The following is an 11,846-nucleotide window of genomic DNA, read 5'->3' on the forward strand; positions in this document are numbered from 1 at the left end:
ACAGCAAAATAAAAGAAAAATCAGATTAACTTATATGACAAATGATTAAAGCAATAATTTTAGCGATAGGTATATTAAAAAATGCTATTTTGAACAATAATACAATGTAAATATGTGATAATTTTAATGTAAAATAATTAAAATAGATAATAATCGTTTGTCAATTAATGAATATGTGATATAATAAATTGGCAAGAAAACTTATACTCTATCATGAGAGTTCATATTGAGTATATAGTTCATTCAGCAAAATAAGTGAAGTTTTGAATTAAAAATTTTATTTACTGAAATACGCAAATTTAGCTGAGATTAATCCGAAGTGGGGGAGAAGTGCCCCCATTGAATTTTGAACGTTTTTAGTATCGAATGTTGATTGCCAGGGAGTGAATACAATGTCAAAAGTAATAGCAGTAGCAAATCAAAAGGGCGGTGTCGGTAAGACAACTACTGCGGTAAATTTAAGTTCTTGTCTTGCTTACAAAGGGAAAAAGGTATTGATTCTGGATATCGATCCTCAAGGAAATACCACCAGTGGACTTGGAATAGATAAGAAAAAAATTAATAAATCAACATATGATATTTTAATTAACGAAGCTGATATAAATGATATATTGATTGACACACCGGTGGAAAATCTAAAGCTGTGTCCGTCAAATATTGAGTTGGCAGGCGCTGAGGTAGAGTTGGTATCTTCAATATCCAGAGAGACGAGACTTAAAAATGCCCTTGAAACTGTTAAAAATGATTATGATTTTGTACTTATTGATTGTCCTCCTTCATTGGGACTGCTAACATTGAATTCTCTAACAGCAGCCGATAAAATACTGGTTCCGATTCAATGTGAATATTATGCTTTGGAAGGTTTAAGTCAACTCATGGAGACTGTTAAACTTGTTCAAAAGCATTTAAATAAAAACCTGGATGTCGAAGGAGTAGTACTGACAATGTTCGATGCTAGAACAAATTTATCGATTCAAGTGGTGGAAGAGGTTAAGAAATACTTTAAAAATAAAGTATATAGAACAATAATTCCTAGAAATGTCCGATTAAGTGAGGCACCAAGCTTTGGGCTTCCTATAATATTGTACGATCCGAAATCAAAAGGCGCAGAATGTTACCTGGAGCTTGCAGAAGAGGTTATAGAATATTCTGAGGAGGAAGTTCAATGAGTAAGAAAGGTCTTGGAAAAGGTTTGGGCGCATTAATTTCTGGTGCCGGCGAAGAAAAGGTTGACAGTGGAGTTGTTGAGGTTAAAATAAATGACGTAGAACCGAATTCGAGCCAGCCAAGAAAGTATTTTGATACTGAAAAGCTTGAACAGCTGGCCGAGTCTATTCGACAGCATGGTGTCGTTCAACCGATAATTGTCCGGCGTGAAAACGATACTTATAAAATTGTTGCCGGTGAAAGAAGATGGAGGGCTGCAAGGCTTGCCGGCCTTACGACGATACCGGTTATTGAAAAGGATTTATCTAATAAGCAGATTATGGAAATAGCTCTCATTGAAAACATTCAGCGAGAGGATTTAAATCCTATTGAAGAGGCAGAAGCGTATAGTAGGCTTTTAAATGAGTTTAATATGACTCAGGAAGAACTGTCCAATTCAATTGGAAAAAGCAGATCTGCTATTGCAAATACCATAAGACTTTTGGGATTAACGGAAAAAGTAAAGGAAAAGCTAATTGAAGGACAAATAACAAGCGGACATGCCAGGGCATTGTTGCCTATTGAAGATAAAGAGCTTCAGGAAAAGCTTTGTGATGAAATTATAGATAAAAATCTTACCGTAAGACAAGTTGAATCTTTGGTAAAAAAGAAACTTGACGATGTAAAGGACAAAGAAAATAAAAGAAATAATATTGATAAAGTAAATAAAGAGGAATATCTAAAGATTGAAGAGAATTTACAAAATATATTCGGCACAAAAGTAAAATTGATAAACAATAATAAAAAGGGTAAGATTATGATTGAGTATTATTCGGAAGATGAGCTTGAAAGGTTAATTGAATTATTAAGAAGTATTGGTAATAAATAGGACGCCCTATTTTCTGTTATAATCGATTTTATTTATTCGAGTAATATAAAATATCAACTTTAGTGTAATTTTTGTTTAAATTGAATATAGGCCGTTATATTAATGATAGAAATATATGGATATAATTTTATTACTCAAAACCAAATTTGTCTTAAAATTTTGTTTTGCAGTTTTTTTACTCAGACTATGAAAGTATAAATTTAATGGAACATTACTTTTTAATGTTTCACGTGAAACATTTTATTAATATAATAAAGAGAATAACTCATAAAAGTAAAAACATCTTGTATAACGGCAAGAGAAAAATTCAAACAATATAGTTTAAATACGAAAAAAATAATTAATGCTAAAGAAGATATGAAAAAATAATCTCAAAACAAATATGGATTTGAGAAAACAATACAGATAACTTAAAAAAGACACAATCAAAAAAGACAATAACAAAAGAGAAGGGGTAAATATGACATCAAATATTATAACTGACATCATTCAATTATACGTCCCGTATATACTGATTGCAAATACACTGCTAATTTTGATATTAATAATAGCTTTATTTTCAACCAACAGGAAACTAAAAGAACTCAAAAAAAAATATAAAAAATTCATGAATGGATCGGATAACAAGAGCATTGAACAGCTATTATTAGACAATATAAATCTGTCAAATGATATATCTTTAAAAAATAAAGAAATAGAAAACAGAGTAAGCGGTTTGGAAAGAGATATGCAGCGTTGCATACAAAAAGTTGGAGTAATCAGATACAACGCATTTGATGATGTAGGCAGTGATTTAAGTTTTTCAATAGCACTGCTGGACGATAATGATAATGGTGTTGTAATAAGCGGAATATATTCAAGGGAGAGTTCAACAACATATGCGAAGAAAATAGTAAACGGAACCTCCAAACATGTGCTTTCTGCTGAAGAACTACAGGCTATATCCGAATCAAAGAAAATAAATTATTAATAAAGTAATGGGTGAATAAAATGTATAAAAATAAAGAAAGCAAAACATTGTGGGTCTATTCAATAATACTGTTTGCTTGCGCAGCGATTGTATTGCTATGGACTGGATATAGTCAAATAAAAATAAATGATGATTTAGAAGAATATCAAAATAAATTGAGTGACAAGGAAAATGAAAATAGTATATTTCAGTACAACTTAAGTTCGGCGCTTGCACAAAATGAGAAATTGAAGGAAGAGATAAATGAACTGAAAAATAAATTGGAAGCATCGAAAAATGAAAATGAATCATTAAAAAAAGAAATCAAAGACTTAGAGAAGAGAACAGAGAAAGATAAAAATTTTTACGAAGAGATAATAAAGGCTGATATAGAATATATAAACGGGAATATAAAAGAATGTGCAATTATACTGTTTGAAATAGATTACAAAAACATAACCGACAAGAATTTACTGATAAAATATAACGATTTAGCGGAAAAAACCTATAGAAAAGCTTCAGAATTATATTATTTTGAAGGATATAGCAACTACAAGAATAAGAAATATAATGAAGCAATAGAGAGTTTTAATTTTGCATTAAAATTATACGATAAAGATTATTATGCGGATGATTGTTATTATTTTATAGCATATTCACAATATTATATCGGAAATTATGACAAAGCAAAAGAAGCGCTTAGCACTATTATTGATAATTATCCAAACAGCAGCTATTATAAAGATGCGAAGGACCTTTTAAAAATTATTGAAAATAAATAAATATTAAAATAAACATATATTAATAATAAATTTAACGGCCAAAAATAAAGAAATAACAAAAAATAAATTTATAAACTATACAATTAACAGTAAGGAGTAATGATTATGCTTGATATTAAATTAATAAGAAGTAATCCTGAAATTTTAAAGAAGGCACTTCAAAAAAGAAAGGACAACTTTGATGTAGAAGGCCTTTTAAATCTTGATGAAAAAAGAAGAAAAACCCTTATGGAAGTTGAGCAATTAAAGAGCAAGCAAAATGAAAATTCAAAACTTATTCCCCAATATAAAAAAGAGGGAAAAGACGTATCAGCTCTAATGGATGAAATGAAGAGCCTTTCGGAAAGAGTAAAAGCATTGGATGCGGAGGTTAGGGAGATTGACGAAGAGTTAAACGCTATTCTTTTGACCATACCCAACATACCGAATGACAGTGTTCCATTGGGAGATAGTGATGAAGACAATGTAGAGGTAAGAAGATGGGGAGAACCCAGAAAATTTGATTTTACTCCAAAGCCCCACTGGGAGATTGGAGAAAATCTTGATATACTTGATTTTTCCAAGGCAGCAAAGGTTACAGGAGCAAGATTTACGTTTTATAAAGGATTAGGAGCAAGGCTTGAAAGAGCATTAATGAATTTCATGCTGGATTTGCATGTTGACAAACATGGTTATAAAGAAGTATTTCCGCCATTTATGGTACATAGAAACAGTATGATTGGAACAGGACAATTGCCAAAATTTGAAGAGGATGCATTTAAAGTAAGTGATACCGATTATTTCTTAATACCTACTGCGGAAGTACCGGTAACCAATATGTATAGAGAGCAAATACTTGATGTTAAAGAACTTCCCATAAAGCATGTTGCATATTCGGCATGCTTTAGAGCAGAGGCTGGTGCTGCGGGCAGGGATACCAGAGGACTTATAAGACAGCACCAATTTAATAAAGTGGAATTGGTAAAATTTACAACTCCAGAGACATCGTACGAGGAGTTGGAAAAGCTCACAAATGATGCAGAGGAAGTATTACAATTACTGGGAATACCTTACAGGGTTGTGAAGATATGTGTAGGAGACTTGGGCTTTACTGCTGCAATGAAATATGATATAGAAGTATGGATGCCCAGCTACAACAGATATGTAGAAATATCTTCATGCAGTAATTTTGAAGACTTCCAGGCGAGAAGAGCAGGAATCAAATTCAGAAGAGGACCAAATGAAAAGCCAGAGTTTGTTCATACATTAAACGGCTCGGGAGTTGCAATAGGAAGAACGACAGCCTGCATACTTGAAAACTATCAGCAAGCGGACGGATCGGTTGTGGTGCCGGAGGCTCTCAGAGAGTATTTAAGAGGCATCAGTGTAATAAAATAATTTAAGCTTTATCAGGTATTCCTCTAAGGGGGAATGCCTGTTTTAAAGTTTTAAATACAGTGTATATTGATTATAAATCTTCTTCAATCAAGGTGTTTTAAAAGAAATAAAAAATTACCGTAATAAGGCACAAGAAAAGTATTGACAAAACCATATATATCGTGTTATATTAATTTGTGTCGCAAGGATGGAGAGATGGTCGAGTTGGTTTAAGGCACCGGTCTTGAAAACCGGCGTAGGTGTGAGCCTACCGTGAGTTCGAATCTCACTCTCTCCGCCATATTATTTTTAATATCAAATTTTTTGCGTGGAGAAGTACCCAAGTAGGTCGAAGGGGACGGTTTGCTAAACCGTTAGGTCGGGTAACCGGCGCGAGGGTTCGAATCCCTCCTTCTCCGCCACAATTTGTCCCAAAACCCTTGTTTTACAAGGGTTTCCGGCATTTCTATACTGAAATTTTAATGCCTATGCAGATTTTTTTATATAATAAAAAAGGGTTTTCCCCTTTATTATCCCTGCATTGCCTCTATCAATTTCTTTGCACCTACCATGTTGATTGCTCTTTTAAGATTGTAGGCAAGAAAACTAAGCCCCAGCTCTGCTGTGACCTTCTCTTTACCCTTACATAACAAATAATGTGCCCCATGATACCATTTCACCGTTCCGAAAGGATGCTCCGACAAGCACATTCGCTCTTTGATTTTGTGGATATCTTCCTTGGGCTTGAGGACAACTTTTTTTGGAACATAATCTTTGCGGTCAAGAGTATGATTGAATGGGTTTATCTCAGCTCCTTACGGTATAGAATTTAACTTTAACTCTGGACTTCCATACATCCTAACAGGGACGAACTTTGTATTAGGACCAAAGCTTACCGTTTTATGGCCTTTTCCTCCGGTACACCTGTTAGGACACTGGCGACAAGCATCTTTATTGCCATAAATGGTATTTTTCCTTGCGCTGTGTTAACTCATTGATGGCAGCCTTGATTTTTTCAGCTGAGGGTTCATCAGGTTCAGATGAGTCATTCTTATCCATTTGGGTAAGATATTCTGAAATATGTTCATCTATGCTTTTTAACTTCTTTTCCAGGACTTCTGCAGGGAGGACGTCCGGTATCTGCCGGAGTAGTACGGAGAAAACCTGCTGCCTCCATATCAAGATTATCTACAAAAGTATCTATTACACGAACAGGATTATTCTCAGATATGTAGTCCTCAAGACATTCTGTTACAATGATTATCTGGTTACGTGGCTATCCTTTTATATATTCCATAATGGACCTCTGTTTGCACAAATTATATTAATATAATAACATAATGTTACATAGTTTTTAATATTTAGTATTAATGTGCTGGGTTTTCGGACAGTCTGGCCAGACAAAAGCATTTCGGAAGACGAGATGCTTTTGTTTTATTTTCTACTCCATATTTTTTGCCCTCTTTCGAAGAGTTGAGCGTACCTCTGTTATATCCCTTTTGCTGTTCTTTGAAACTTTATAATAGGCTATTACCGATGGGATGACAAAAAGCTGGAATATTATCATTGTAATTATATAATTGTAAGGCTCATTAAAATAGTGAGAAACAATGCCTAATGCTATACCCATAAAGGCATTTCCACAGGAACGTGCAAGTCCGTTTATAAAATTGGATATACTAAAGCTCGTTGCCCTATGTTCGGGAAGGTTCACATCAGTAATCAAAGCAAGCCAATTGGGAATATTGGCAGATTGGACAGCTGAAGCTAAAACTGAGAGAAGAAACACGGATAGAACCCATGGATTGAGAATAACCTGTCCCAATAAAGAAAGCAAAATGGAAACTGAACTGCCTTTATCCGGTAAATTAAGATTTCTTAACGGAATTATAAAAACAGATATATAAAGGGGCATGATGAAAAAAATGAGGGAGCCTGCAAGGAGTGCCCTGGCTCTCAAAGTTTTTTTCTGCAGCTTGTCACCTAAGTAGCCAAAATAAGTTGATGAAAGCCCGCCAAGCTGAAAAATGGCATAAAAGTAACTTGCAGCAATGATGGAAGTTTCTTCGCTATACCCTTGAGATTCTATTTTAGAGGCATACAGTGTTGGAAGCCATAATAGTGTGCCAAGGGTAATATTAAGAAAAAACCCCTGTATCATAAGCCAAAAATTGCTCTTCTTTGTCAAGATGTTTTTAATACTTGAAAGACTTATGTTGTAATTGTAACTGTCAAATTTAGCTCCCGTAAGTTCAGGTTCTGCCGCACCTTTTACCGGCTCATTAACAAAGAAATACAAAAATATAAAAAACACGCCTAAAAAAGATATAATTACAAACGGCATGCGCCATCCCAGCTTTGATGAAACAATAGGGGCCATAATTGATCCTGCAATGCAACCAAAGCCCTGTGAAAGTCCCCACAAGCTCATAATGGTACCAAGAAACTTCTTTGGTACATAATCGGTCAGTACGCTAAAGCCAATGGAACTGTTGCATCCAAGGCCAAGTCCAGTGAAAATCTGAAAGATGACCAAGTGGAAATAGCTTTGACTCAAAGAGGTAAGAAAAAGGAATAGTGACCAGATTAGAGTACCTATGATTATAAGTCTTTTTCTATTACCTTTATCCGCAAGATAACCCCAAACAATGCTTGACAATGCTGTAAAAAGTATTGTTACGGCAGATACACTTCCCATGACGGAGATATGCACATTCAAACTTTTAGATATAGATGAAAACAGAGGAGGAAAAAGGCCAATGACTGCATATTCAAGGGAAGCTAGAGCAATAAAAATAAAAACAGTAAAAATAGTACTTAATCCGGCTTTACTTTTTATCATAGTATTTGACCCTCACATATCGTTGTAAGTATATAATAGAATATTGAAAATAAATAATGTATTATTTATAAATAATAGAAAAATTTTGTTTTGTCAATAGGTAATTTGAAAAATGAACCTTAGTACTAATTTTGCACGGAAAATAAAAGAATATTCACTAATAAAAAATAAGATGTATAAGCGCGTTTTCTGAATTGCTTATACATCTTATCCTTATACATTCAAAAGATTAAAATTCAACAACTATATAAGTCTTGATGCGTAAACTTCAAATTAATTGAATTATTTTATGCGGAAGTACAATAAAGAGTCTTTATACTCTAAACTGTCATCTTTCTCTACAACAAGATAACTTTCCTCACCTTTAAGCACAGGTAAAATTACCTTTCCGGTATAAGAGAAATTGATTTTTTCTCCCGCTTTAATTTTGTTTACAATACCGTTACTGTCTTCAACAGCTTTACGGGCATTTTCAGACAAGGAACCGTCAAAAGAGTAATCTGTGCCTCCTATTACGCTTGCACCTGTTGTTGTTTTTGAACCCCATATGTCTCTGTAGAAAGCCAGATGCGGATATACTTCATCGGATTCTATTTTTCCATTTGAAACCGTAACCTTGGCAGTAACTAAAACATAGTCAAATTTACTTGCGTCTGAATTTACACTGAAACCGAGGCTTTCTATATAATCAAGAGTCACAGGTTCTACATCCAGAACGGTAAAAGAGTAATCGGCAGAGACATAAGTATCAATATACTTTTCTCTTGCTGACCAATAATATGTATCACCAAGCTTTACAGGGTCTTCGAAAGTTCCCTTATTCTTATTGGTGGTGTTTGTTGAAGGCTTGGATGTCTCGGTATTGGCTGTAGGTGTTGGCTTAGGCTGTGATGTAGTGGTACTAACAGGAGTGTTCACAGGGGTATTGCCTTCGGATGTCAAATAAATTGATTGAGTATTGCCATCCCATTCAATTCCAACACCAACCAAATCACTTATAGCTCTTAAAGGCAAGTATGTTCTTCCATTGATTATAACCGGTGAAATTTTTGAGCCGTCAGTATCTGTGAAATTTTGAAGCTCACCGTTGTAGTAAATTTTAATGTTGTCGTTTGCGGTTGCATCAACTTTTCTTAATGCACTGTAACCCCATACTGTACCTGCTGCAACCATGCTTGTGATAACCAGGACTGCTACAACTAGAGAAATTTTCTTCATTCTCTTCATGCATACCATCTCCCTTGTGTTAAATTTATAATAAATATAAAAGGATTATACCATATTTTTTAGAAATATTTAAACGAAATTCAATTCAAAGATAAAAAACTCTTAGAAAATTTATTAAGTTTCAGGATTTTACCATTTGAACAGCTATTTTTTGATGTGAATGCTTTACAAGGATCAAATTCATATCGTTTAATTTATATAATAAGGTCCGATTTGAATTTTCTTTCTCCGGTTTCTACTGATTCTAGTAACATGTCTTCTCTATGCAAATAATATAATTCTATCTTCGGGGAGATTTATCTTTTACTTGGCTTAGAAGTCTAAAATATTAAATATATTGTGCTATCCTTTAGCATTTCTAAAAACACGGTATTATCAATCAATTTGTCTTGTTCTTCAATTGAATTGTCCGATGTTTTTCTCGTGAATTTTATTCTTCTGGTCTGCCTGTAGTTATCAACAAAGGTATGGATGTTTTTCTCATCTATATATCCTAGACTGGTCCATTCATAAATTAGAAAATCATTCGATTTAAAAGTTATGGAAATATTATCTCTGACTTTAAAGTTCTCATCTTTGTAAAGCATTTCTTTAGTGTTTGAAACAAATTCATATGTATCCCTATCACTGCTAAATATAGTGATATTATCAATATTTTTATTATAATAAAAAGACAATATATAACTTAAAACGGAAATAGATATTTCTCCCGCATTTTTCCTTTGAATTCTGCCGTTTGAAAGTTCCTTTTTGTCTAACCCTTCTTTATAAAATAAGCCAAGCCATTCTTCATAAGGGTCTAACTCCTCTACAGGTCTGTTTTCAAGATGTTTTTCTTGATAAAACTGACAAGTCTGCTCACATTGTAACAGCAGTATAGAAACAAATAGTATAATTCCGCTTCTTTGTAGTCTACCAATATTAAATATTCAACTTCATCTATAATTAGAAGTTTTGTATATTGATTTAAATCCTTTATATAACTTTTTCTATTTTCGCTATCACAAACTTCAGTCTAAACCCATCTAGGAATAAGAATCATATCATAGTGCTTAAATATCTTTTCAGGACTGATGCTTTCACGTACCCAGGTCAAAAATTCTACAGAATTATTATCCAAGATGAAAACCTTGAGAGACTTGCCCATAGAAAGGAATTCTTTTAAGTAGTAAACATCGTTTCCTTTCATTTGACAAGCTTCTCCGCTTCTTTTTTAATTTTATTCTTTAACATAAGTAAAAAGTGATAGTTGTCTTTATGATGAGAAACATCTGGATTTTCTTTTATAGCATTTAGAATTTTTTTCTCTAACCCTCCTAAACTTACAATATATGATGGCTTTACCAACTCTGTATCCAATTCCAAATCAATAAATTTTTGCACTAAGTTTTTAGGCTTATTATCAAAATGCTCAAGAATTTTCTCTTTTAAGTCCAAATCATTATACTTTATAACGGCTTCTTCAAATAATTCTATCAGCACTGCTTTGTATGGAGCCTTATAAACATCCATGCATTTTATAACTCTATCGATGAATTTCTCATCATCTAGTGAATAGTAGTAGTCATACACATTGCCAAAAATCATCTTTGCAGCAAAATAGTCTGCTTTTCTCTCATTTAAATCCATATCAACAACAATATTATGTGTATCATCCATCAAACTGATGTCATAGAACAAATGGTATATTTCATGCCAAGCCACGAAATATTGATAAACACGGGGTTGAGCTGTATTAATAACGGGTATTCTAATTTTACCTTTTGTAATAATAGCTCCACCCCAATACTCATCATCAATTGGGATTTGTATCAAATGGTGCTCTTTTAACACAGAAAAAGATAGTTTATCCTGTACAGTTATTCTAGACTTATTAAATCTTACTGTAAAATCATTTGTTAGCCTTAATATATCATCTCTTATAAATTTGTTTTTTTCAATAACCAGTTCGAGGCTTTTACTTGTTATTAATTCTGACATAATTTGCACCTCTTAATTGTAGTACAGTTCGCAGATATGAACAATATCCTCTAAAATACCAAACATTTCTTGAGCATTAGTTTTCATGGTATGACTTTCCGGAGCATTGTCGGACAATGCAAAAATAAGTTCCTTTTTTATCTTGGATTTTGGAACATAGCTAAGTAGTTGTTCTTCATTCATGCTCTGGCTTTTCAAAATCTTTTGAATATGGGTTTTGAATGTAGCCAGGCTGTTAACTTCTCCTCTAATCAGTTCGTTTAAAGTAGGTCTTGAAATATTAGTAATTCTAGAAAAAGAGGACTTTGTATAACCATTATCTCTAATAATGTATAAAATATTTTCACCTATTAATTTTCTGTTTTCAAACAATAATTCAATGTTCATTTTCTACACCTCTCTGATATATTATACACCAAAAGTGTAAAAAACGATACGGTTTGTAAAAAAAAATTTTACAACACTTTTATATAAAAAGTAACATGACCAATTAAAAAGGTTTATTTATCATGCTCAAAATATTAAGATTTCTTCTATTTTTCAAGTTTTTAATGTGTTAATGTTTAATTTTGGATATTAAAACATTAATTTTTAAATTAAAAAAGGGCACTGACCCCAAAATTTATCTTATTTTGAGACAGCCCCTTATAAAGGATTATTATTAATATTCATAAT

At 32.9% G+C, this 11,846-nt stretch carries 12 protein-coding genes and 2 tRNA genes; 7 read left to right on the forward strand and 7 right to left on the reverse strand.

Annotated features, from left to right (window positions below; genetic code table 11):
• The first annotated feature begins 392 nt into the window (after positions 1–392).
• The 7 genes from PLH43_RS05555 (at position 393) to PLH43_RS05585 (ending at position 5,544) form a co-directional block, all read left to right on the forward strand.
• On the forward strand, positions 393–1,169 hold the full coding sequence (locus PLH43_RS05555) for an AAA family ATPase (RefSeq protein WP_324360949.1): 777 nt from the start codon (positions 393–395) through the stop codon (positions 1,167–1,169).
• Positions 1,166–2,035, forward strand: a complete 870-nt coding sequence (locus PLH43_RS05560; RefSeq protein WP_324360951.1) for a ParB/RepB/Spo0J family partition protein — start codon at positions 1,166–1,168, stop codon at positions 2,033–2,035. Before PLH43_RS05555 ends, PLH43_RS05560 begins: the two co-directional genes overlap by 4 nt.
• A gap of 460 nt (positions 2,036–2,495) precedes the next feature.
• Positions 2,496–3,005, forward strand: coding sequence for a DUF4446 family protein (locus tag PLH43_RS05565; RefSeq protein WP_324360953.1), 510 nt, complete (start codon positions 2,496–2,498; stop codon positions 3,003–3,005).
• A 20-nt stretch (positions 3,006–3,025) separates the two neighbouring features.
• A complete protein-coding gene (locus tag PLH43_RS05570) occupies positions 3,026–3,766 on the forward strand; it encodes a tetratricopeptide repeat protein (protein WP_324360955.1) in 741 nt (246 codons plus the stop codon).
• Between the two features lie 105 nt (positions 3,767–3,871).
• Positions 3,872–5,143 (forward strand): serine--tRNA ligase, encoded by a 1,272-nt coding sequence (gene serS / locus PLH43_RS05575; protein ID WP_324360957.1) that lies wholly within the window; start codon positions 3,872–3,874, stop codon positions 5,141–5,143.
• 189 nt (positions 5,144–5,332) lie between these two features.
• Positions 5,333–5,423, forward strand: a tRNA-Ser gene (locus PLH43_RS05580).
• A gap of 29 nt (positions 5,424–5,452) precedes the next feature.
• A tRNA-Ser gene (locus PLH43_RS05585) sits at positions 5,453–5,544 on the forward strand.
• A gap of 108 nt (positions 5,545–5,652) precedes the next feature.
• Here PLH43_RS05585 and PLH43_RS05590 read toward each other — a convergent pair.
• The 7 genes from PLH43_RS05590 to PLH43_RS05620 all read right to left on the reverse strand — a co-directional run bounded on the left by PLH43_RS05590 (position 5,653) and on the right by PLH43_RS05620 (position 11,558).
• A complete protein-coding gene (locus tag PLH43_RS05590; RefSeq protein ID WP_324360974.1) occupies positions 5,653–5,928 on the reverse strand; it encodes a transposase in 276 nt (91 codons plus the stop codon).
• A gap of 635 nt (positions 5,929–6,563) precedes the next feature.
• Positions 6,564–7,964, reverse strand: coding sequence for an MFS transporter (locus PLH43_RS05595; RefSeq protein ID WP_324360959.1), 1,401 nt, complete (start codon positions 7,962–7,964; stop codon positions 6,564–6,566).
• Between the two features lie 282 nt (positions 7,965–8,246).
• Positions 8,247–9,191 carry a stalk domain-containing protein gene (locus PLH43_RS05600; protein ID WP_324360961.1) on the reverse strand — a complete coding sequence of 315 codons (945 nt, stop codon included), beginning with the start codon at positions 9,189–9,191 and terminating at the stop codon, positions 8,247–8,249.
• A gap of 320 nt (positions 9,192–9,511) precedes the next feature.
• Positions 9,512–9,778 carry a hypothetical protein gene (locus PLH43_RS05605; protein ID WP_324360963.1) on the reverse strand — a complete coding sequence of 89 codons (267 nt, stop codon included), beginning with the start codon at positions 9,776–9,778 and terminating at the stop codon, positions 9,512–9,514.
• A gap of 428 nt (positions 9,779–10,206) precedes the next feature.
• A complete protein-coding gene (locus PLH43_RS05610) occupies positions 10,207–10,380 on the reverse strand; it encodes a hypothetical protein (RefSeq protein ID WP_324360965.1) in 174 nt (57 codons plus the stop codon).
• On the reverse strand, positions 10,377–11,171 hold the full coding sequence (locus tag PLH43_RS05615) for a hypothetical protein (RefSeq protein ID WP_324360967.1): 795 nt from the start codon (positions 11,169–11,171) through the stop codon (positions 10,377–10,379). Before PLH43_RS05615 ends, PLH43_RS05610 begins: the two co-directional genes overlap by 4 nt.
• Before the next feature lie 12 nt (positions 11,172–11,183).
• Positions 11,184–11,558, reverse strand: coding sequence for a helix-turn-helix transcriptional regulator (locus PLH43_RS05620; RefSeq protein ID WP_324360969.1), 375 nt, complete (start codon positions 11,556–11,558; stop codon positions 11,184–11,186).
• Between the last annotated feature and the right edge of the window lie 288 nt (positions 11,559–11,846).

The organism is Acetivibrio sp., assembly GCF_035371925.1.
Lineage (GTDB): Bacteria > Bacillota > Clostridia > Acetivibrionales > Acetivibrionaceae > Hungateiclostridium.

Excerpts from the sequence above, each read along its gene's own strand:
- PLH43_RS05555 (WP_324360949.1), top strand. The coding sequence starts at position 393 with ATGTCAAAAGTAATAGCAGTAGCAAATCAAAAGGGCGGTGTCGGTAAG.
- PLH43_RS05560 (WP_324360951.1), top strand. The coding sequence starts at position 1,166 with ATGAGTAAGAAAGGTCTTGGAAAAGGTTTGGGCGCATTAATTTCTGGT.
- PLH43_RS05565 (WP_324360953.1), top strand. The coding sequence starts at position 2,496 with ATGACATCAAATATTATAACTGACATCATTCAATTATACGTCCCGTAT.
- PLH43_RS05570 (WP_324360955.1), top strand. The coding sequence starts at position 3,026 with ATGTATAAAAATAAAGAAAGCAAAACATTGTGGGTCTATTCAATAATA.
- serS (WP_324360957.1), top strand. The coding sequence starts at position 3,872 with ATGCTTGATATTAAATTAATAAGAAGTAATCCTGAAATTTTAAAGAAG.
- PLH43_RS05595 (WP_324360959.1), bottom strand. The coding sequence starts at position 7,964 with ATGATAAAAAGTAAAGCCGGATTAAGTACTATTTTTACTGTTTTTATT.
- PLH43_RS05600 (WP_324360961.1), bottom strand. The coding sequence starts at position 9,191 with ATGAAGAGAATGAAGAAAATTTCTCTAGTTGTAGCAGTCCTGGTTATC.
- PLH43_RS05605 (WP_324360963.1), bottom strand. The coding sequence starts at position 9,778 with ATGCTTTACAAAGATGAGAACTTTAAAGTCAGAGATAATATTTCCATA.
- PLH43_RS05610 (WP_324360965.1), bottom strand. The coding sequence starts at position 10,380 with ATGAAAGGAAACGATGTTTACTACTTAAAAGAATTCCTTTCTATGGGC.
- PLH43_RS05615 (WP_324360967.1), bottom strand. The coding sequence starts at position 11,171 with ATGTCAGAATTAATAACAAGTAAAAGCCTCGAACTGGTTATTGAAAAA.
- PLH43_RS05620 (WP_324360969.1), bottom strand. The coding sequence starts at position 11,558 with ATGAACATTGAATTATTGTTTGAAAACAGAAAATTAATAGGTGAAAAT.